Source organism: Nocardioides jejuensis (assembly GCF_004337475.1).
Taxonomy (GTDB): Bacteria; Actinomycetota; Actinomycetes; order Propionibacteriales; family Nocardioidaceae; genus Nocardioides; species Nocardioides jejuensis.
This window is the reverse complement of the sequence record NZ_SJZJ01000002.1, coordinates 60,134-79,503: the sequence shown is the minus strand read 5'-3', so window position 1 is coordinate 79,503 and position 19,370 is coordinate 60,134. Positions and strand designations below refer to the sequence as shown.

The 19,370-nt window shown below is 68.4% G+C and carries 22 protein-coding genes; 16 read left to right on the top strand and 6 right to left on the bottom strand.

Translation table 11 applies throughout. The annotated features are described in order from the left end of the window. Window positions 1-47: 47 nt before the first annotated feature. The 15 genes from uvrA (at window position 48) to EPD65_RS01760 (ending at window position 13,792) form a co-directional block, all read left to right on the top strand. Window positions 48-2,900, top strand: coding sequence for an excinuclease ABC subunit UvrA (gene uvrA / locus EPD65_RS01835; protein WP_131581392.1), 2,853 nt, complete (start codon window positions 48-50; stop codon window positions 2,898-2,900). 50 nt (window positions 2,901-2,950) lie between these two features. After that, on the top strand, window positions 2,951-3,370 hold the full coding sequence (locus tag EPD65_RS01830) for a Rieske (2Fe-2S) protein (protein ID WP_131581390.1): 420 nt from the start codon (window positions 2,951-2,953) through the stop codon (window positions 3,368-3,370). A gap of 56 nt (window positions 3,371-3,426) precedes the next feature. Beyond that, window positions 3,427-3,786 carry a cupin domain-containing protein gene (locus tag EPD65_RS01825; RefSeq protein WP_131581389.1) on the top strand — a complete coding sequence of 120 codons (360 nt, stop codon included), beginning with the start codon at window positions 3,427-3,429 and terminating at the stop codon, window positions 3,784-3,786. Between the two features lie 123 nt (window positions 3,787-3,909). Next, window positions 3,910-4,299 (top strand): hypothetical protein, encoded by a 390-nt coding sequence (locus EPD65_RS01820; protein WP_131581387.1) that lies wholly within the window; start codon window positions 3,910-3,912, stop codon window positions 4,297-4,299. Window positions 4,300-4,350: 51 nt separating this feature from the next. Beyond that, on the top strand, window positions 4,351-4,755 hold the full coding sequence (locus EPD65_RS01815) for a hypothetical protein (RefSeq protein WP_131581385.1): 405 nt from the start codon (window positions 4,351-4,353) through the stop codon (window positions 4,753-4,755). A 31-nt stretch (window positions 4,756-4,786) separates the two neighbouring features. Next, window positions 4,787-6,739, top strand: coding sequence for an excinuclease ABC subunit UvrC (uvrC, locus tag EPD65_RS01810; RefSeq protein ID WP_131581383.1), 1,953 nt, complete (start codon window positions 4,787-4,789; stop codon window positions 6,737-6,739). A gap of 11 nt (window positions 6,740-6,750) precedes the next feature. Further along, complete coding sequence (locus EPD65_RS01800; protein ID WP_165872847.1) at window positions 6,751-7,161, top strand: hypothetical protein; 411 nt, start codon at window positions 6,751-6,753, stop codon at window positions 7,159-7,161. Window positions 7,162-7,188: 27 nt separating this feature from the next. Next, window positions 7,189-8,076: an RNase adapter RapZ gene (gene rapZ / locus EPD65_RS01795; RefSeq protein ID WP_131581377.1), complete on the top strand. Its 888-nt coding sequence runs from the start codon at window positions 7,189-7,191 to the stop codon at window positions 8,074-8,076. A gap of 20 nt (window positions 8,077-8,096) precedes the next feature. Then, complete coding sequence (locus tag EPD65_RS01790; protein ID WP_424450229.1) at window positions 8,097-9,077, top strand: gluconeogenesis factor YvcK family protein; 981 nt, start codon at window positions 8,097-8,099, stop codon at window positions 9,075-9,077. After that, entirely contained in the window at window positions 9,068-10,054 is a 987-nt protein-coding gene (gene whiA, locus EPD65_RS01785) for a DNA-binding protein WhiA (RefSeq protein WP_131581373.1), read from the top strand. The genes EPD65_RS01790 and whiA overlap by 10 nt, the downstream gene beginning before the upstream one ends. Before the next feature lie 48 nt (window positions 10,055-10,102). Then, a complete protein-coding gene (gap, locus tag EPD65_RS01780) occupies window positions 10,103-11,122 on the top strand; it encodes a type I glyceraldehyde-3-phosphate dehydrogenase (RefSeq protein WP_131581371.1) in 1,020 nt (339 codons plus the stop codon). A 3-nt stretch (window positions 11,123-11,125) separates the two neighbouring features. After that, the gene (locus EPD65_RS01775) at window positions 11,126-12,316 is read left to right on the top strand and encodes a phosphoglycerate kinase (RefSeq protein WP_131581369.1); all 1,191 of its coding nucleotides are present in this window, start codon (window positions 11,126-11,128) and stop codon (window positions 12,314-12,316) included. A gap of 3 nt (window positions 12,317-12,319) precedes the next feature. Next, window positions 12,320-13,117, top strand: a complete 798-nt coding sequence (tpiA, locus tag EPD65_RS01770) for a triose-phosphate isomerase (protein ID WP_131581367.1) — start codon at window positions 12,320-12,322, stop codon at window positions 13,115-13,117. A gap of 45 nt (window positions 13,118-13,162) precedes the next feature. After that, the gene (secG, locus tag EPD65_RS01765) at window positions 13,163-13,399 is read left to right on the top strand and encodes a preprotein translocase subunit SecG (RefSeq protein ID WP_131581365.1); all 237 of its coding nucleotides are present in this window, start codon (window positions 13,163-13,165) and stop codon (window positions 13,397-13,399) included. Between the two features lie 33 nt (window positions 13,400-13,432). Continuing rightward, window positions 13,433-13,792 carry an RNA polymerase-binding protein RbpA gene (locus EPD65_RS01760; RefSeq protein ID WP_131581363.1) on the top strand — a complete coding sequence of 120 codons (360 nt, stop codon included), beginning with the start codon at window positions 13,433-13,435 and terminating at the stop codon, window positions 13,790-13,792. Between the two features lie 148 nt (window positions 13,793-13,940). Here the strand turns inward: EPD65_RS01760 and EPD65_RS01755 are convergent, their stop codons facing one another. The 4 genes from EPD65_RS01755 to EPD65_RS01740 all read right to left on the bottom strand — a co-directional run bounded on the left by EPD65_RS01755 (window position 13,941) and on the right by EPD65_RS01740 (window position 16,783). After that, window positions 13,941-14,708: a hypothetical protein gene (locus EPD65_RS01755; protein WP_131581361.1), complete on the bottom strand. Its 768-nt coding sequence runs from the start codon at window positions 14,706-14,708 to the stop codon at window positions 13,941-13,943. A gap of 71 nt (window positions 14,709-14,779) precedes the next feature. Beyond that, entirely contained in the window at window positions 14,780-15,028 is a 249-nt protein-coding gene (locus EPD65_RS16395) for a hypothetical protein (protein WP_207891376.1), read from the bottom strand. Window positions 15,029-15,262: 234 nt separating this feature from the next. Continuing rightward, window positions 15,263-15,940 carry a hypothetical protein gene (locus tag EPD65_RS01745; RefSeq protein ID WP_131581359.1) on the bottom strand — a complete coding sequence of 226 codons (678 nt, stop codon included), beginning with the start codon at window positions 15,938-15,940 and terminating at the stop codon, window positions 15,263-15,265. A 420-nt stretch (window positions 15,941-16,360) separates the two neighbouring features. Next, window positions 16,361-16,783 (bottom strand): hypothetical protein, encoded by a 423-nt coding sequence (locus tag EPD65_RS01740; protein ID WP_131581357.1) that lies wholly within the window; start codon window positions 16,781-16,783, stop codon window positions 16,361-16,363. Between the two features lie 57 nt (window positions 16,784-16,840). Between EPD65_RS01740 and EPD65_RS01735 the strand changes: the two genes are divergently transcribed. Further along, a complete protein-coding gene (locus tag EPD65_RS01735; protein WP_131581355.1) occupies window positions 16,841-17,143 on the top strand; it encodes a hypothetical protein in 303 nt (100 codons plus the stop codon). Window positions 17,144-17,560: 417 nt separating this feature from the next. Here EPD65_RS01735 and EPD65_RS01730 read toward each other — a convergent pair whose 3' ends face one another. Both EPD65_RS01730 and EPD65_RS01725 read right to left on the bottom strand, forming a co-directional pair. Next, window positions 17,561-17,998 carry a hypothetical protein gene (locus EPD65_RS01730; protein WP_131581353.1) on the bottom strand — a complete coding sequence of 146 codons (438 nt, stop codon included), beginning with the start codon at window positions 17,996-17,998 and terminating at the stop codon, window positions 17,561-17,563. A 45-nt stretch (window positions 17,999-18,043) separates the two neighbouring features. Next, complete coding sequence (locus EPD65_RS01725; RefSeq protein WP_131581351.1) at window positions 18,044-19,345, bottom strand: HNH endonuclease signature motif containing protein; 1,302 nt, start codon at window positions 19,343-19,345, stop codon at window positions 18,044-18,046. Between the last annotated feature and the right edge of the window lie 25 nt (window positions 19,346-19,370).

Sequence of the window (19,370 nt, the reverse complement as noted above, 5' to 3'; positions counted from 1 at the left end):
GTAGGATGACGAACACATGTTCGAACCGGCCCCCGAAGGGACCAGCGTTGGCTGATCAGCTCGTCATCCGTGGCGCACGTGAGCACAACCTCAAGGACGTCTCGCTCGACCTTCCGCGTGATGCCCTCATCGTGTTCACCGGCCTGTCCGGATCGGGCAAGTCGAGCCTCGCGTTCGACACGATCTTCGCCGAGGGCCAGCGTCGCTACGTCGAGTCGCTCTCGGCGTACGCGCGCCAGTTCCTCGGGCAGATGGACAAGCCTGACGTCGACTTCATCGAGGGCCTGTCGCCCGCGGTCTCGATCGACCAGAAGTCCACGTCGAAGAACCCCCGCTCCACCGTCGGCACGATCACCGAGGTCTACGACTACCTCCGCCTGCTCTATGCGCGCGCGGGTCGCGCGCACTGCCCGACCTGTGGCGAGCCGATCGAGCGGCAGACGCCGCAGCAGATCGTCGACCGGATGATGCAGCTCGACGAGGGCACGCGCTTCCAGGTCCTCGCACCGGTCGTCCGCGGTCGCAAGGGCGAGTTCGTCGACCTCTTCCGCTCGCTGCAGTCCCAGGGCTTCAGCCGGGTCCGTGTCGACGGGGAGACCCACCCCCTCGACAACCCTCCGACGCTCGACAAGAAGCTCAAGCACTCCGTCGAGGTCGTGATCGACCGCCTCGCCGTCAAGGAGACCGCGAAGCGCCGCCTCACCGACTCGGTCGAGACCGCGCTCAACCTGGCTGGCGGCCTGATCGTCTTCGACATGGTCGACGCTGGCCCGGACGAGACGCGCGAGCTCAAGTTTTCCGAGCGGATGGCCTGCCCCAACGAGCACCCCATCGAGACCGACGACCTCGAGCCGCGCTCCTTCTCGTTCAACTCGCCGTTCGGTGCCTGTCCCGAGTGCCACGGTCTCGGCACGCGGATGGAGGTCGACCCCGAGCTGGTCATCGCTGACCCGTCGGCGACGCTGGCCGAGGGTGCGATCCAGGTGTGGACCGGCGCCCACGTCTCGGAGTACTTCCAGCGCCTGCTCGGGGCGCTCGGCGAGGAGCTCGGCTTCGACCTCGACACCCCGTGGGAAAAGCTCTCCGCGAAGCACCAGCGCGTGATCATGGACGGCCACCCGTCCAAGGTCCACGTCCGCACCACCAACCGCTACGGCCGCGAGCGCAGCTACTTCGCGGCGTACGAAGGTGTCCGGCCGTACGTCGAGCGCCGGCACCGCGAGTCGGAGTCCGATACGGCGCGCGAGCGGTTCGAGGGCTTCATGCGCGAGGTGCCGTGTCTCGCCTGCAACGGCTCCCGCCTCAAGCCGGTGTCGATGGGCGTGACCCTTGGCGCCAAGGAGGCGGGCGGCAAGAACATCGCCGAGGTCTGCGCGCTCCCGATCAGCGATGCCGCGGAGTACCTCAACAACCTCGTGCTCAGCGAGCGCGAGCTGCAGATCGCCGAGCGGGTGCTCAAGGAGATCCAGGAGCGGCTGACGTTCCTGCTCGACGTCGGTCTGGACTACCTCTCCCTGGACCGGCCGAGCGGCTCGCTGTCCGGTGGCGAGGCCCAGCGGATCCGGCTGGCCACGCAGATCGGCGCCGGCCTGGTCGGCGTTCTCTATGTGCTCGACGAGCCGTCGATCGGTCTGCACCAGCGCGACAACGAGCGGCTCATCGAGACCCTGCTCCGGCTGAAGAACCTCGGCAACACCCTGATCGTCGTCGAGCACGACGAGGACACCATCAAGACGGCCGACTGGGTCGTCGACATCGGTCCGGGCGCCGGCGAGCACGGCGGCCACGTCGTCCACTCGGGCACCGTCAAGGGGCTGCTGGCCAACAAGAAGTCCGAGACCGGCAACTACCTGTCGGGTCGCAAGTCGATCGAGGTGCCGCTGACCCGTCGCCCTCCGACGAAGGGCCGCTCGCTCGTCGTCCACGGCGCCAAGGAGCACAACCTCAAGGACGTGACGGTCGAGTTCCCACTGGGCTGCTTCGTCTCGATCACCGGCGTCTCGGGCTCGGGCAAGTCGACGCTGGTCAACGACATTCTCTACACGTCGCTGGCGAAGACGCTCTACAACGCCCGCACCGTCCCGGGCCGACACCGCAAGATCACCGGCCTCGAGCACGTCGACAAGGTGATCCACGTCGACCAGTCGCCGATCGGCCGTACGCCGAGGAGCAACCCCGCGACGTACACCGGTGTCTTCGACCACGTCCGCAAGCTCTTCGCGCAGACGCCCGAGGCGAAGATGCGCGGCTACCAGCAGGGGCGCTTCTCGTTCAACGTCAAGGGCGGTCGCTGCGAGGCGTGCTCCGGCGACGGCACGATCAAGATCGAGATGAACTTCCTGCCGGACGTCTACGTCCCGTGCGAGGTCTGCCACGGCGCGCGCTACAACCGCGAGACGCTCGAGGTCCACTACAAGGGCAAGACCATCGCCGACGTGCTGGACATGCCGATCGAGGAGGCAGCGGACTTCTTCGCCGCCGTCCCGGCGATCGCGCGCCACATGAAGACGCTGTGCGAGGTCGGTCTGGGCTACGTCCGGCTCGGCCAGCCGGCGACGACGCTGTCGGGCGGTGAGGCACAGCGCGTCAAGCTCGCCTCCGAGCTGCAGAAGCGGTCCACCGGGCGCACCGTCTACGTGCTCGACGAGCCGACGACGGGTCTGCACTTCGAGGACATCCGCAAGCTGCTCGGCGTGCTGCAGAGCCTCGTCGACAAGGGCAACACGGTGCTGACCATCGAGCACAACCTCGACGTCATCAAGACGGCCGACTGGCTGATCGACATGGGCCCCGAGGGTGGTTCGCGCGGTGGCACGGTCGTCGCGACGGGCACGCCCGAGGAGATTGCCGCCAACGGCGACAGTCACACCGGTCGCTTCCTGAAGCCGCTGCTGGGCTGACGCCCGGATTTCACGGGGTGCTTTCAGGTTGCCGTTCTAGGGTCGGTGCCATGAGTCAGGACGCGTACTCCCGCCGGATCGTCTTCCAGGGTCTCGGTGCCCTCGGCGTCGCCGCTGCACTCGCGGGCTGCGGTGGCGCCTCGGGCAGCGGCGCGACGGCGTCCCCCGGTGCCGCAGGCCAGAAGCTCGCCGTCGCAGCAGACATCCCCGTCGGCGGCGGCATCGTCCTGCAGGACCGCCACATCGTCATCACCCAGCCGAGCAAGGGCGTGTTCAAGGCGTTCAGCTCGCGCTGCCTGCACCAGGGCTTCGACGTCGGCAAGGTCGAGGACAACACGATCACCTGCACGATCCACGGCTCGACGTACGACGCGGCCACGGGCAAGGTGACCGGTCCGCCGGCACCCACCGGTGGCCAGCTCGCCTCAGTGGCCATCAAGGTCTCGGGCGCGGACATCGTGGCTGCCTGACCCCGGGATCCCGCACTGGGGTCGTCGGCAGGTGGCGTGAGTCCTACCGTCGAAGCATGACCGGCATCGCGACACGCAACATGGAAGCGCCTCACGAGACGCGGCAGTTCCATGGCCACGGACACCTGGACGTGGTCACGCTCGGCGACTTCACTCTCGGACGCGCCGTCTTCGAACCCGGCTGGCGCTGGTCGAACGACGTCAAGCCGCTCGCGGGCACCGACTCCTGCCAGACCGCGCACAGCGGCATCTGCCTCTCCGGGCACATGACAGTGCGGATGGATGACGGCTCGGAGGCCCAGATGGGTCCCGGTGACGTCGTCACCATCGCGCCCGGACACGACGCGTGGGTCGACGGCGACGAGGAGTGCGTCTTCCTCGACACCGGCATCGCGGCGTACGCGATGCCAGCCTGAGGTCGGTGCAGGTCCTCGCCCGGGCGAAGACTTGTACGTTCCGACGGGTCTGGAACCGCGCAGATCTTCACCCGTGTGAAGACCTGCGCCGCACAGCGCGTCGTTGTAGGCAAGACTGCCTTCATGAGTTCTGCACCGTGGCGCGACGGTCTGGTCACTGACGCGTCCGCTGACGAACGCCGACCCTGGTCGTGGGTCATCGGTTCGATGGGTCTGAGCATCGGCGGCAGTGTCGCGGCGCGTTATGAGCAGTCGACGGTGTGGCTCGCGCTCGGGTTGGCTATTGCAGCCTGCGCGGGAGCGGCGTGGCAGGTCTGTTACCGGCGCGATCTCGCCGACCGGCTTGTCTGGCTCTCGTGGCTGCTGGTGACCGCCATGATCCTGTGGGGCACGCTCCCCGCGATTCCCGGGTTTGACGAGCCGTCACACAAGAACCTCGCAAGCCTGATGGCGATGCCGGGCCTCATCGCCGGTCTCGTCCTGGGCGAGCAGTGGCAGCGCAAGCGCGACTGAGCATCGAGGGAACGTGTGCATTCACGTCGGGCCGCGTGGCACTCTCACGCCGTGAGCAAGCGGCCATGGCGTGAAGGCATCGCGACGAAGAATCCGGCGTTCGCTCGCGGCATGCCCATCTGGTGGGCGTGGCTTCCTGTCTATGTCGGCTTCACGATTGCTACCAGGTGGTTCGAGGACGCCGGCTCGCGGATGGGTGCTGGCGGTGCCTACGGGCTGGCCCTGCTGCTTGGTGCTTTCTGGCAACTCGTCGACCCGCATGACCTCGCGGAGCGGCTGACGGTGATCGCAGGACTTGCTGTCGTCGTCGGGCTCGTACTCCTGGTGCCGATGGACGGCAGCGCCTCGCTCGTACGCGACGACACGCGTCATTTCGTGCTCGTGGTTCCACTCATTGCGGGACTGGTCCTGGCCGAGCGGTGGAGGCGCCTTCGAGCACGAACCGTGCGCGACTGACGCTGTCAGTCCTCCGCACTAGGGTTGGGGCGTGCCCGATCCGCTGACGTATCGCCCCAAGACGGGGGAGATCCCGACCCAGCCGGGTGTCTACCGCTTCCGCGACACCAACCGCCGGGTCATCTACGTCGGCAAGGCGAAGAACCTCCGCGCACGGCTCTCCAACTACTTCCAGCCGATCCACAGCCTCCACCCGCGGACGGCGACCATGGTCACCACGGCCGCCAGCGTCGAGTGGACGGTCGTCGGCACCGAGGTCGAGGCGCTGCAGTTGGAGTACTCCTGGATCAAGGAGTTCGACCCGCGCTTCAACGTGAAGTATCGCGACGACAAGTCGTACCCCTGGCTGGCCGTGACCCTCGACGAGGAGTTCCCACGCGTACAGGTGATGCGCGGCGCGAAGAAGAAGGGCACCCGCTACTTCGGCCCCTACAGCCACGCGTGGGCGATCCGCGAGACGGTCGACCTGCTGCTCCGGGTCTTCCCGATGCGTAGCTGCAGCCAGGGCGTCTTCAAGCGAGCCGAGCAGACTGGCCGGCCGTGCCTGCTCGGCTACATCGACAAGTGTTCGGCGCCCTGCGTCGGACGGGTGAGCGCCGAGGAGCACCGCCAGATCGCGCGCGACTTCTGTGACTTCATGGCCGGCAACACGACAGGGTTCGTGAAGCGTCTCGAGCGCGAGATGTACGCCGCCAGCGAGGCCATGGACTTCGAGAAGGCGGCGCGCCGTCGTGACGACGTCGGGGCGCTGCGCACTGCGCTGGAGAAGCAGGCGGTCGTCCTCGGCGACGGCACCGACGCGGATGTCATCGCGCTCGCCGAGGACCCGCTCGAGGTGGCGGTGCAGGTCTTCCACGTCCGCGGGGGCCGGATCCGGGGTCAGCGCGGCTGGGTCGCCGACCGCGTCGAAGAGGGCGAGACCCCCGAGCTGGTCGAGCACTTCCTGGTCCAGCTCTACGGCGGCGAGGAGGGCGACGGCGTACCCCGGGAGATCCTGGTGCCCGCGCTGCCGCCGGAGGCCGGCGTCCTCGAGGAGCTCCTGTCCGAACGCCGGGGGAGCCGCGTGCAGATCCGCGTCCCGCAACGCGGCGACAAGAAGACGCTTCAGGAGACGGTCGCGCGCAATGCGGCCCAGTCCCTGGCGCTGCACAAGACCAAGCGCGCGAGTGACCTGACCACGCGCAACCGGGCGCTGGCAGAGATCCAGGAGGCGCTCGGCCTGGCCGAGGTGCCGCTCCGGATCGAGTGCTACGACATCTCCAACCTGCAGGGCACGGAGGTCGTCGCGAGCATGGTCGTCTTCGAGGACGGCCTCGCCCGCAAGTCCGACTACCGCCGGTTCGTCATCAAGACCGTCGAGGGCCAGAACGACGTGGCGTCGATGCACGAGGTGATCACCCGACGCTTCCGGCGCCTGCTCGACGAGCGCGGCACTGCCGTCGAGGACGGCCCCCTGCTGGTCGACCCGGAGACCGGCCGCCCGCGTCGTTTCGCGTACACGCCGGGGCTGGTCGTGGTCGACGGCGGTCCGCCGCAGGTGGCGGCGGCGGTCGACGCGCTGACCGGGCTGGGTCTCGCCGACGAGATCCCGGTCGTCGGGCTGGCCAAGCGGCTCGAGGAGGTCTGGCTCCCCGAGGACGACGATCCGGTGATCTTCGCCCGCAGCTCCGAGGGCCTCTACCTGCTGCAGCGGATCCGCGACGAGGCGCACCGGTTCGCGATCACCCACCACCGCAACCGGCGCAGCAAGTCGATGGTCGAGAGCGTCCTCGACGACGTACCGGGCCTGGGCGAGGTGCGTCGCAAGGTGCTCATGAAGCACTTCGGCTCCCTCAAGAAGCTGCGTGCTGCGACGGTCGACGAGATCGCCGTCGTTCCCGGCATCGGGCCGCGCACGGCCGAGGCGATCGCCGCGGCCGTCGCTGCGGCGAAGCCGACCGCCCCGACCATCAACATGACCACCGGTGAGATCACCGAGTCCTGACCAGGAGAGAGATGACCTTCGATCCGCTCGCCCCCGAGCTCCCGCCGCAGAACGACGTCGAGCAGCTGCTCCACGACGACGCACCGCTCGAGGAGGTGGCCGCAGCCCTGCTGGAGGCACACCTCGGCATGCCCGGCCAGGAGGACGCTGCCGGTGTCTTCTCGCCGGAGGTGCGTGAGTTCGGCGACGGCCCCGCTGTGCTGGCGTTCACGCACCCGGGTCGGCTCGACCGCTGGCTGGGCGCGGCGACCGCGTCGGGCGACCGGCCCGAGGGCAAGCTCGTCGCCCACGCTGCCTCCGGCCGTGATCTCTTCGGTCACCTCGTCGCCGAAGGGCTCCCGCTCGCGCTCAACGCCGCCAACGACAACGCCCGGATGCTCACCGTCCCGGACATGCAGGCGGCGCTCGAGGTCGGCGAGTAACGTCCACGCCTGAGTCGAGGAGGAAGCATGTACCCACCCGAGGACGGCGGCACGTCGCACCGCGGCGAGCTCGTGGTCGTGACCGGCATGACCGGAGCCGGCCGCAGCACCGCCGCGAAGGAGCTCGAGGACCTCGGCTTCTATGTCGTCGACAACCTGCCGCCGACGCTGCTGCGCGACGTCGTGCGGCTCGTCGACGAGACGCGTGGCTTCGAGCAGCCGATCGCGGTCGTCGTCGACGTGCGCTCGGGCTCGTTCTTCGAGACCTTGCAGGCCAACCTCGCGCAGGGCGCGACCGGTCGGCGTACGACGCTGCTCTTCCTCGAGGCGACCGACGACGTCCTCGTACGCCGCCAGGAGGCCGCCCGCCGACCGCATCCGCTGCAGGCCGGTGGCCGGCTGCTCGACGGACTGCAGCGCGAGCGCCAGGTCCTCGCCGACCTGCGCAGCGACGCCGACGTCGTCATCGACACCAGCAACCTCAACGTGCACCAGCTGACGGCCCGGGTGGCCGAGGCGTTCGGTGCCCCGGACAACCTCCGGCTCAAGATCACCTGCACCAGCTTCGGCTTCAAGTACGGCATCCCCGTCGACGCCGACCTGGTCGCCGACATGCGCTTCCTGCCGAACCCGCACTGGATTCCGGAGCTCCGCCCGATGACCGGCCGAGACGAGGCCGTCGCGGCGTACGTCACCGAGCGTCCGGGCGCCCAGGACTTCCTCAACCAGTACGTCCCGGTCATCCAGACGGTCGCCGAGGGCTACCTCCGCGAGGGCAAGCGCTTCGCCACGATCGCGATCGGATGCACCGGTGGCAAGCACCGCAGCGTCGCGATGACCGAGGAGATGGCGCGCCGTCTGCGCGAGCTCGGCTTCGACGCCACCGCGACGCATCGGGACCTGGGGCGCGAGTGACGCCAGAGCTTGCGGCCGGCCTGACGGGTCAGCCGATCCTTCCCGACGCCGTGGTCGCCCTCGGTGGCGGCCACGGCCTCTCCGCGTCGCTCGCCGCGCTGCGTCGTGTCGTCGACGACCTGACGGCGGTCGTGACGGTGGCCGACAACGGCGGCTCCTCCGGCCGCCTCCGCGAGGAGTTCGGGGTGCTGCCTCCGGGCGACCTGCGGATGGCTCTTGCGGCGCTGTGCGGCGACGACGAGTGGGGCCAGACCTGGGCCAAGGTGCTGCAGCACCGCTTCGCGGGCGAGGGGGAGATGAAGGGGCACAGCCTCGGCAACCTGCTCATCGTCGCCCTCTGGGAGCAGCTGGGGGAGCACGTCGACGGCCTCGACTGGGTCGGTCGGCTGCTCGACGCCCGCGGACGGGTGCTGCCGATGACGCTTGCCGGCGTGGACCTCTGTGCCGAGGTCATCGGCCACGACCCCACGCAGAGGGACGCGCGGTCGACCGTGCGCGGACAGGTGCAGGTGGCGACGACTCCCGGACGCATCACCAGCGTCAGTCTCGACCCGGCGACCGCCCCGGCCTGTCCGGAGGCGGTGGCTGCCGTGCTCGCTGCCGACTGGATCGTGCTCGGCCCCGGCTCCTGGTACTCCTCGGTGATCCCGCACCTGCTGGTGCCCGAGCTCCGGCAGGCCCTCGTCGAGACCGACGCGAAGATCCTCGTCGTCCTCAACCTGGGAGAGCAGAAGGGCGAGACCGACGGCTACGCCCCTGAGGACCACGTTGCCGCGCTGCTCGAGCACGCTCCCGGGCTGAGGATCCACACGGTGCTCGCCGACGTCGCCAGCGTGCCCGATCCCGTCGCCCTCGAGGGGGCTTTGGGGACCCACGGTGCCCAGCTCGTCCTCGCCGAGGTGGCGGTGGCCGGCAGCACGACGCAGCACGACCCGGTCAGGCTCGCGGATGCGTATGCCCGGATCTTCGGCGGTGTGGAATCATTCGCGCCATGGCGATGACGGCACAGGTGAAGTCCGAGCTGGCCAGCAGCGTGGTCACGAAGACGTGTTGCCGCAAGGCCGAGGTCTCGACGATGCTCCGCTTCGCTGGTGGCATCCACATCGTCTCCGGACGGATCGTGGTCGAGGCCGAGCTCGACACGGGCGGTGCAGCGCGCCGTCTGCGCAGGGACATCGCGGAGATGTTCGGCCACAACTCCGAGGTCGCTGTCGTCCAGGGTGCCGGCATCCGTCGCGGCAGCCGCTACGTGCTCCGTGTCGTCCGTGACGGCGAGCAGCTGGCTCGCCAGACGGGTCTCCTCGACCAGCGTGGCCGCCCGGTCCGCGGCCTGCCGCCGCAGGTCGTCTCCGGCGGTGCCTGCGACGCGGTCGCGGCCTGGCGGGGTGCGTTCCTCGCTCACGGTTCGCTGACCGAGCCCGGCCGGTCGTCGTCCCTCGAGGTGACCTGCCCCGGCCCCGAGGCCGCGCTGGCCCTCGTCGGTGTTGCCCGCCGCCTCGGTATCCAGGCGAAGGCCCGCGAGGTCCGCGGCGTCGACCGCGTCGTCATCCGTGACGGCGACGCCATCGGCGAGCTGCTGACCCGACTCGGTGCCCACGAGACGCTCATGGCCTGGGAGGAGCGCCGCATGCGCCGCGAGGTGCGCGCGACCGCCAACCGCCTGGCCAACTTCGACGACGCCAACCTGCGTCGTTCGGCCCGGGCAGCTGTCGCCGCCGGTGCGCGCGTCGAGCGGGCCTTGGAGATCCTCGGCGCCGACGTCCCGGACCACCTCAAGCTCGCGGGCCACCTGCGTCTCGAGCACAAGCAGGCCTCCCTCGAGGAGCTCGGCCAGCTCCACGACCCGGTCCTCACCAAGGACGCGATCGCCGGCCGGATCCGCCGCCTGCTGGCCATGGCCGACAAGCAGGCCAAGGACCTCGGCATCCCGGACACCGAGGCGTCGCTGACGCCCGAGATGCTGGCCGACGAGGCCTGACCCGCGCTCACCCTGTTGCCTCGCGCCCGACGTCGCTAACGTCGGTTCATGGCTGTCAGGGTGGGCATCAACGGCTTCGGCCGCATCGGACGCAACTTCTTCCGGGCAGTGCATGCCCTGGATCCCTCGGGCACGGAGATCGAGATCGTCGGGGTCAACGACCTCAGCGACCACGGCGTACTGGCGCACCTGCTCGAGTACGACACCATCCTGGGGCGCCTCGACGTACCCGTGCACGCGACGGCGGACACGATCGTGGCGGGCGAGCAGGAGATGCGGGCGTTCTCCGAACGCGACCCCGCGGCGCTCGGCTGGCGTGATCTCGACGTCGACGTGGTCATCGAGTCGACCGGCTTCTTCACCGATGCGGACAAGGCGCGTGCGCACGTGCTCGGCGGTGGCGCCCGCAAGGTGATCATCTCGGCGCCGGCGACCAACGAGGACGTCACGCTCGTCATGGGCGTCAACCACGCGGCGTACGACCCGGAGCGGCACGTGGTCGTCTCCAACGCCTCCTGTACGACGAACTGCCTGGCGCCGATGGCGAAGGTGCTGCACGACGGCCTCGGCATCAAGCACGGCCTGATGACGACGGTGCACAGCTACACGGCTGACCAGAACTTGCACGACAACATCCACACCGACCTGCGCCGCGCCCGTGCTGCGGCGCTCAACCTGGTGCCGACGTCGACCGGAGCGGCCAAGGCGATTGGCAAGGTCCTGCCGGAGCTGAGCGGCCGCCTCGACGGGTACGCCGTCCGGGTGCCGACGCCGACCGGGTCGCTGACCGACCTGACCTTCGAGGCGGAGCGCGAGACGAGTGTCGAGGAGGTCAACGCGCTGATGCGCGCTGCGGCGGAGTCGGGCGACCTCGCGCCGTACCTGACGTACTCGGAGGCGCCGTTGGTCTCCAGCGACATCGTCACCGACGCGTCGTCGTGCATCTTCGATGCGCCCCTGACCAAGGTGCAGGCCCAGCAGGTCAAGGTGGTGGGCTGGTACGACAACGAGTGGGGCTACTCCAACCGGCTTGCCGACCTCGTGCGGCACATTGGCACTACTCTCTGACGCGTGACTGGCATCGAGAACCTGGGCGACGTGCGCGGCAAGCGCGTCCTCGTCCGCAGCGACCTGAACGTTCCGCTCGACGGGACCACCATCACCGACGACGGCCGCATCCGCGCCTCGGTGCCGACGATCAAGGCCCTTGCCGACGCCGGCGCCCGTGTCGTGGTGACCGCCCACCTGGGCCGCCCGAAGGGTGAGCCGGAGGACCGCTACTCGCTGGCGCCGGTCGCCGCGCGTCTGGGCGAGCTGCTGGGTGCGCCGGTGGCGTTCGCGGCCGACACGGTCGGCTCGTCGGCGCAGGCCGTCGTGGCGGGTCTGGCTGACGGCCAGGTGGCGCTGCTGGAGAACGTCCGGTTCAACGCCGGCGAGACGTCCAAGGACGATGCGGAGCGCGGTGCCTTCGCTGATGAGCTCGCGTCCCTGGCGGACGCGTTCGTCTCCGACGGCTTCGGTGTCGTCCACCGCAAGCAGGCCTCGGTGTACGACGTGGCGCAGCGTCTCCCGCACGCGATGGGCACGCTCGTCGCTGCGGAGATCGACGTCCTCAAGCGTCTCACCGAGACTCCGGAGCGTCCTTACGCGGTCGTCCTGGGTGGCTCGAAGGTCTCCGACAAGCTCGGTGTCATTGACAACCTGCTGGGCAAGGCGGACAAGCTGCTGATCGGCGGCGGCATGGTCTTCACCTTCCTCAAGGCCCAGGGCCACGAGGTCGGCAAGTCGCTGCTCGAGGAGGACCAGATCCCGGTCTGCCTCGACTACCTGGCCCGTGCTGCGGAGACCGGCGTCGAGATCATCCTGCCGACCGACATCGTGGTGGCCGACGCGTTCGGTGACGAGGCTTCGGCGCGCGTCGTCGCGGCGTCCGAGATCCCGGCGGAGGCGCTCGGCCTGGACATCGGTCCGGAGTCCGGCAAGGCGTTCGCTGCGGCGCTCGCTGACGCCAAGACGGTCTTCTGGAACGGTCCGATGGGCGTCTTCGAGCAGGCCGCGTTCGCCGAGGGCACGCGTGCCGTCGCCGAGGCCCTGACGACGACGGACGGCCTGTCGGTCGTGGGTGGTGGCGACTCCGCTGCTGCGGTCCGCACGCTCGGCTTCGACGAGGCGGCGTTCGGCCACATCTCCACGGGTGGCGGTGCCTCGCTGGAGTACCTCGAGGGCAAGACCCTCCCCGGCATCGACGTTCTGGGGGGCTGACTCATGGCTCGCGCGCCGCGCGTCCCGCTGATGGCGGGCAACTGGAAGATGAACCTCAACCACCAGGAGGCCGTTGTCCTGGTGCAGAAGCTCGCGGTCACGCTGTCGGACAAGAAGCACGACTTCGCCCGGGTCGAGGTCGCCGTCATCCCGCCGTTCACCGACATCCGTTCGGTGCAGTCGGTCGTCTCTGGCGACCGCCTCGGCATCAAGTACGGCGCGCAGGACGTCTCCGTGCACGAGTCCGGCGCCTACACCGGCGAGATCTCCGCGGCGATGCTGGCCAAGCTCGGCTGCACGTTCGTGGTCGTGGGCCACTCCGAGCGTCGCGAGTACCACGCGGAGACCGACGAGATCGTCAACGCCAAGGCGAAGGCGACCATCAAGGCCGGCATGACGCCGATCGTGTGCGTCGGCGAGGGTCTCGACGTCCGCAAGGCGGGGGAGCAGGTCGGTCACTGCCTCGCGCAGGTCGACGGCTCGCTCGCCGGTCTCACCGCTGAGCAGGTCGGCGCGCTCGTCATCGCCTACGAGCCCGTCTGGGCCATCGGCACGGGCGAGGTCGCGACCCCGGACGACGCTCAGGAGGTCTGCCACGCGATCCGCGAGCGGATCCGCGAGACGCACGGTGACGCCACGGCTGACGCCGTACGCGTCCTGTACGGCGGCTCGGTCAAGGCCGGCAACATTGGCGGAATCATGGCCAAGGCCGACGTCGACGGAGCGCTTGTGGGCGGTGCCAGCCTGCAGGCGGACGAGTTCGGCGGCATTTGCCGTTTCTACGACATGCCGGTGCTCTGAGCCGGGGCGCAGAACCCGACCAGACGTGAAGTAGAGTTCCGCATCGTGACCCTGCTCCTGACGATCCTGCTCGTCGCCACCAGCTTCCTGCTCGTCATCCTCGTGCTCCTGCACAAGGGCCGCGGCGGAGGCCTGTCCGACATGTTCGGCGGCGGCGTCTCGAGCACGCTCGGCGGTTCGTCCGTCGCGGAGCGCAACCTCGACCGCCTGACGGTCGGGCTGGGTCTCGTCTGGTCGGCGTGCATCGTCGCGCTGGGCCTGCTCTACGCCTACGGCGCCTGAGCCACACGCTTTTTCACGAGGAGAACGACGAAGTTGGCTGGAGCTGGAAACGCGATCCGCGGTAGTCGGGTCGGTGCCGGTCCGATGGGTGAGGCGGAGCGCGGCGATGCCGCACCGCGACAGAGTGTCACCTACTTCTGCTCGAAGGAGCACCGCTCTGTGGTGACCTTCGCGCTCGAGGCCGTCGCGCCCGAGTCGTGGGACTGCCCGCGCTGCGGTCTGCCCGCCGGTCTCGACGCGGAGAACGCGCCGCCGGCCGTCAAGATCGAGCCGTACAAGACGCACCTGGCCTACGTGAAGGAGCGCCGCTCCGAGGACGAGGCCAAGGACATCCTCGAGGAGGCGCTGCAGCTCCTCCGCTCGCGCCGCAAGTCGGGCGACATCATCTTCTGAGCTTCTGCTCCGTTGTACGCCGGGCGGCCACCCTTCGTGGGTGGCCGCCCGTTGTGCGTCTTGAGGGCATGCGTGCGGATCTACCGAATTGAGGGCGTTGCCGAGGTCAACTGGCATCCCGTGATCTTCACTCCCGTGGCTGTGCCAGCTAGGCGCCACGGTCGCTTTCGAGGATTCGCGCCAAGCCCGTCCATGCGGTGTAGCTCCATGCCTCGGCGCGTGTGTCCTCCGGTCGAGGGCGGAGGTGGGCGACGACCTTGAAGCCGAGTCCGGCCCAGTCGGGGTCCTTCTTCCGGTGACGGGCGACTCGATAGGTGTCGCTTCGCGCCTGCGTGCTGCGAAGGCCGTCGTGTGCGCGCATTCGGACCTTGAGTTTGCGAATCTTGCGCTCTGACGGAACCCGATTTCCGGCCCAGTCGAGCCAGCCGACGATTGGCGCAATGCCAACTCGGTGATCGTCGATCCGAAGTACGCGAAGCAATCTGAGGGTCCCGGCCGTTTCGAAAGCGAGAACGTCGCCCGCCGCCAGTTCGGTGACGTCGCGCCACGGACGACGGACCGCCTTGCGGACCGGCTGCTCGCCTGTGAGTTGAGTGCGGAGTTTCGCCAGAGAAGCCTTGCGCTTAGCGAGTTCGCGGGGTCCTTCTTCCTCCCACAGTTCGAGGCCGATTCCGCGGTCGATCACCTCAAGTGCACGCGTCTTGACGTTGTCGTCGAGCCGGCCAAGGGCTGATTGGGCGGCAGCCAGGACAAGCCAAAAGGCGTGCTTCTCGTCCTCGCCGAGGTGGGCGTATGCATCAATGGTCTGTTGCGTCGCTTCGTCGTCCGGAACCTGATCCTCAAGAAGCTCGCGATAGTCACCACGAATGTCACAGGCCGTGTCGTCCGAGAAGATCGCAGGTCCCCAAGCGCCCATGCCGTGAACCTAGTGGAGTCGTTGTTGTTCCGGGAGCACTGAAGAGATCTGCCGATGTCCCAATGCCGGGCTCAGGGCTTGGAAACGACCTGGATGCCGTTCAACCCGAGCCGAAAGACACGATGCAGCGAGCGGCGCACTGCGGCGTCGGCTACCTCCCGGCCCATCGACGGCAGTCGTTCCGGCTCGACGTCGATGGTCGCAAGACCTCCAGCCGAGTCCTCGGCGAGCGCTGCGAGTACAAGGCACCGGATGGCGCGGACGCCGCCTCCCAGTTCTTCGCGCATGAAGGTCATCAGCAGCACTTCGTCGTCGCGCAACTGTGCCCGAAGTGCTGCCTCCGAGGACCACCGCGTGCCCCACTCCAGTGCTTCAGCCCGTCGCTGGAGGGCAACTAGCCCCTCGAACGGAGGCGACAGATCCGAAAGTCAGGGTCGGCGTACTGAATGAGGGACACAAAGTGAAGTGTCCCTCGGAGGGAGGTCGAGCGACCGGCAGACACCGCGCTGCGGCACTCGGATCTGCCGCGGTTGGCGCGGCTCTACCGATGCGGCTCAGGTCGGGCAGCGAACGCCGTCCCGGAACGCGTCGTGGAACTTGGCGAGCTGGCGGCGGTTTGGCGTCGTGCCGAACGCGAGGGTCTCGAGAAGAACGGTTCCGGTGTCGCACCTGACCGCGGTGAATAGTGCTGGCAGCCCTGCGCCGTGCCCAAGGTCAATTGCTAGTTCGTAGTTGTATGCATCTTCGTGGGCGGTCGGTCTGTGGATCACGGGACCGACGGGGCTGACTTCGCCGTCTGCAGAGAATGCGGTCGCTGCAAGCGAACGGCTCTGCTGGGCCACCTCGCGGGCTGAGCGAGGATCCTCCGGAAAGATCGCAACGTTCATGCCCAGCCGGTCCGGGAAGCGTAGGTCGCCGCCTTCGTAGTACCGCGCGGTCTGTGTCCCCTGCTGCTGGATCCTCGGCTTGCGACTCTCGGCACTTCCCATGCGGCTGGACGTCACGAATCGGATCCCGGTTGCCTCGTCGACGATCGCTTCCCAAGGGACGTAGCTTCCGCCAGAAGCCGAGGGACCGTCTGTGACGTCGTTTGGCGAAGGGAACACCGACGGGGACATGCTCGGCTCGTTTATGCCTGCGCCTGGGCTCGTCGCCGTCGGGTCCTCGGCGGGATTGCACGCGGCGGTGACGAGCAGTGCTACCAGGAGTCCGAGAAGGCTCGACCGATGCATGCCGCGAGCATAGGGGCGCCGTCGCACTGAGTCTCGGAAGTGCCGATACCGCGGCGGCTGTTCGCCCATGCTGAAAACACGCGCTTATGCGGCGATCAGTGCGGCACCGCGTGACTGCTCATGCCGCGATACGCGCATCTAAGGGATCATGTGGCTGTGGGTAGTCGAACGCGTCGCGCGGAGCATTACCAAGACGCCTGGACGGTGACGGTGCGTGTGGCCGACGGTCAGGTGCTGTTCTACTCGACTGAGTCCGAGCGCTCCGGGCAGTCGCAATGGACCCCGCGAGTCACGCAGGCTCTCCACTTCGAGAGCGAAGGCGCCGCACGCGACTTCGCAGCTGAGTGTGAGGTCAATTCATGGGCTCGTCAGTACTCAGCGGCGGTATTGCGGCCCAGGCGCTAGCCTGCGGATCTGCCGCTATTGCGTCATGCGCAGCCAGTCCGAAGGAGCAACCTGGCGACTCGCCACTGCCGCCGCTTCGAGGGTCTCCCAGCGCTGGAGCACATGACGCTCGAATTCCCCTGGAAGACGCACCCGGTGGCGCTCGACGTAGTGCGCAAGCCCTTCTGGCCACAGATAGGCACCGTCAGTCAGCTCCGCGCTTCCGTTCTGGGCGAGGTCGCACATACGACAAGGCGAGAAGCCAAGCATGTGCAGCACCGGTAGCCCGCCGCGCAGATAGTCGACAACGACGTTGCACTCTTCCTCGTTCCACGCCAGGTCGACGTAGGAGCTTGGGTGCGGCAAATCAGGCTCCAGTGCGCTCCGCCAGTACCCAACGCGGACGAGATTCGTCATGTCGACATCGTGACGGAAGCACATGGCGAACCGCTCGGACATGCCGCGAATAGTTCGGTTCTGCCAATGACGCCGCACAGCCGGCATTAGCGTCAACGCATGGCGACCGAACCGTCGAGCTTCGGCGAGGATTGGGGTGGCGCGCGGTTCTTCGCTGGCCTTGTCACGGGTTTGGTGGTTGCAGTCGGCGCCAACTACCTCTGGTTTCGCTCGGGGCCGGACGGGGATGCGTTCTTCAAGCCGACGCTGGTAGTTGCAGCCGTTACGGCTGCAGGCGGGCTTGCCCTGCAGGTGACGTCTGAATGGCGACCCTTCGGCCTTGGTTGCGTGGCGGGCGCTGCGTTGAGCCTTCCGGCCATCCTTTCAGCGATGTGGTGTCTTTTTCTGATCGTCGGCAGCTGAGACCTACCAATCAGTTCTGCCGCGGCCAGGACGGCGCAGCGTGACCGCTCACGCCGCGAGCAGTTCGGTTCATGCCGAGTTTCGAACGCCGAATCTGTGCAGCGAATGCGCAGGCGACTGCGACACTGGCCGCATGACTCGCTGGTTCGCCTGGCTCCTGGCAGTCCCGTTCGGGACGTACGTTGGGCTTGCCATCTGCGGACTCGGCGTGTGGGCAGGCGATGTGCGGGGCATCTACATCGGGCTGGCTGTCGTGGCGGTGAGCCTCTGGGCGCTGCAAGGGCCTGCACCGGCAACTGCCGAGCAGCGCGATAGCAGCGAACCTAGTAACGGATGAGGGTCGCGCGCGGCGCCGAGCTAGCCGACTAGGTTTCGTCGCGGCCGCTCATGCGCGATTGGTGCGTCCTCGTGTGTTCGTCAGACCTGCTGCAGCAGGTGCCGGCTGGGGGAGTAGTCGATCTTCCAGTCCGCATAGACACCGAGCTGGCCGTCGGCGACGCACCGGGCGCCGACGTAGACCCACCTGATCTCCTGGTCTTCGCGGAGCGCGAACCCCACGGCGATCTCGAACTGCTCCGAGCCGCACGGGCACTGAGCGTCACCGATCTCGGCCTCCTCGGCGACGTCCGCAGAGTCGAGCATCTCGAAGCGCTCGCCGCAGCCCGCGCAGGAGCGGAGGACGTAGCCCTCGTCGTCGTCGATCTCGATGTCGAACACGTTCCCGCCGCACGCCGAGCAGCGGGCGTCGACAACCTCCTGCACCGGATAACCCTCGGCAGCGATCGCCTCGAGGTAGGCCTGGATGTCAGCCTGCTCGGTACCGAACCAGCTGGAGGACTCGCGCGTGATCGTCACAGCGCCACGGTAGTGCGACGAACGCAGGCCCGCGGCCCGGACTTCTCAGAGGATCCGGGTGCCGTGGGGTGTGACGAGGAAGCGGTGGCCGTTGGGGGAGCGCCAGAGGTAGTGGCCGGGGTCAAGCATCGAATAGCTCCAGCCGGCGTGGGTCTTGAGGCGGTGGTGGGTGCGACAGCACGGTGCGAGATTGTCGCTCGCGGTCTGGCCCGGTGGGCCGCCTGATCCGTCTGGTCCGGCGTCGTAGGGCGTGATGTGGTCGATGTCGCTGGTGCTGGCGGGGTGGTTGCAGTGGGGGAAGCGGCAGGTGCCGTCGCGTTCGGTGATCTGGTGGCGGAGGCGGTCGGGGATTTCCCATTGGTCGACGCGGATGGTGGCGGTGGTGTCGATGACGGTGCGCATCGAGATCTTCGCGTCGGGTCGCTGCAGCCAGGTGCGGAGGGTGTCGAGGGTGATGAAGGCGCCGTTGCCGCCGGTGCCTTCGACCCGGGCCAGGCCTGAGGTGTTCGGGGCGCCGGTGGGGTTGGTGGTGAGGTCGTCGGCGTTGACGTGGACCTTGAGCTCTACGCCGGTGCGGGGTGAGCGTTCGCCGGTGGTGAGGTTGAGGGTGAGGTCGTCGCGGGCCATTTCGCCGAGGGCGAGGGCGCGGCGGGCGTCGAGGGGGAGGCCTTCACCGATCGCGCCTTCGGCGGCGAGGTGGGAGGCGCGGCGGGCGAGGGCTTGTTCGAGGTCGCACGCGTCGGCGTAGCCGAGCTCGCCGAAGATGTCGGCGGTGCCGTTGGTGGACATCTGTCCGAGCTTGATAGTGACCTTGCGGCCGTCGGGCCGGATGGGGCCGCCTTGGGGTTCGTAGCCGGCGATGAACCGGATCCGGGCCTCTTCGAGGAGGCGTTGGAGGGCGGCGTAGCCGATGCGGTGGGCGAACGCGGCGACGTGGTCATCGACGTAGGTGGCGCCGTCGGGTGGCAGGCCGTAGGTGAGGTGGGCGATCTGTCGGGCACGCCAGACCTGCAGGGTGCCGGTGGTGACGCGGTGCCAGACCTTGGGCAGGCGGTGGCGGGTTTCGAGGGCGTCGCCGATCAGGGCGCGTCCGGCGTGAGTGGTCAAGCCGAGGACGGCGGCGAACTCGGCGATGCAGAACTCGGCGACCTCGGGGGTGCCTTCGCCGGCCAGGGGCATGGCTTTTTCGTCCCAGTCGGCGCGGGCGCGGGCGAGGGTGTCGGCGGTGTGCTGGTCGGCCCAGGTGGCTGCGGCGAGGAAGACGTTGGCCTCGGAGTGGTCCGCTGCGCGCCGTTCGGCGAGCGCGTACGCCAGCACGTCGGGGGCGGATTCGGGGGCCGAGGTCATGACCTCATTCTATCGAACGTGTGTT

What these genes read in the sequence shown, in the direction of transcription:
- EPD65_RS01725 (WP_131581351.1), bottom strand. Translation starts at nt 19,345, where the DNA reads ATGACCTCGGCCCCCGAATCCGCCCCCGACGTGCTGGCGTACGCGCTC.
- EPD65_RS01800 (WP_165872847.1), top strand. Translation starts at nt 6,751, where the DNA reads ATGACCTTCGATCCGCTCGCCCCCGAGCTCCCGCCGCAGAACGACGTC.
- EPD65_RS01820 (WP_131581387.1), top strand. Translation starts at nt 3,910, where the DNA reads ATGAGTTCTGCACCGTGGCGCGACGGTCTGGTCACTGACGCGTCCGCT.
- tpiA (WP_131581367.1), top strand. Translation starts at nt 12,320, where the DNA reads ATGGCTCGCGCGCCGCGCGTCCCGCTGATGGCGGGCAACTGGAAGATG.
- EPD65_RS01755 (WP_131581361.1), bottom strand. Translation starts at nt 14,708, where the DNA reads ATGGGCGCTTGGGGACCTGCGATCTTCTCGGACGACACGGCCTGTGAC.
- gap (WP_131581371.1), top strand. Translation starts at nt 10,103, where the DNA reads ATGGCTGTCAGGGTGGGCATCAACGGCTTCGGCCGCATCGGACGCAAC.
- EPD65_RS01830 (WP_131581390.1), top strand. Translation starts at nt 2,951, where the DNA reads ATGAGTCAGGACGCGTACTCCCGCCGGATCGTCTTCCAGGGTCTCGGT.
- EPD65_RS01745 (WP_131581359.1), bottom strand. Translation starts at nt 15,940, where the DNA reads ATGCATCGGTCGAGCCTTCTCGGACTCCTGGTAGCACTGCTCGTCACC.
- whiA (WP_131581373.1), top strand. Translation starts at nt 9,068, where the DNA reads ATGGCGATGACGGCACAGGTGAAGTCCGAGCTGGCCAGCAGCGTGGTC.
- rapZ (WP_131581377.1), top strand. Translation starts at nt 7,189, where the DNA reads ATGTACCCACCCGAGGACGGCGGCACGTCGCACCGCGGCGAGCTCGTG.
- EPD65_RS01740 (WP_131581357.1), bottom strand. Translation starts at nt 16,783, where the DNA reads ATGTCCGAGCGGTTCGCCATGTGCTTCCGTCACGATGTCGACATGACG.
- EPD65_RS01825 (WP_131581389.1), top strand. Translation starts at nt 3,427, where the DNA reads ATGACCGGCATCGCGACACGCAACATGGAAGCGCCTCACGAGACGCGG.
- EPD65_RS01735 (WP_131581355.1), top strand. Translation starts at nt 16,841, where the DNA reads ATGGCGACCGAACCGTCGAGCTTCGGCGAGGATTGGGGTGGCGCGCGG.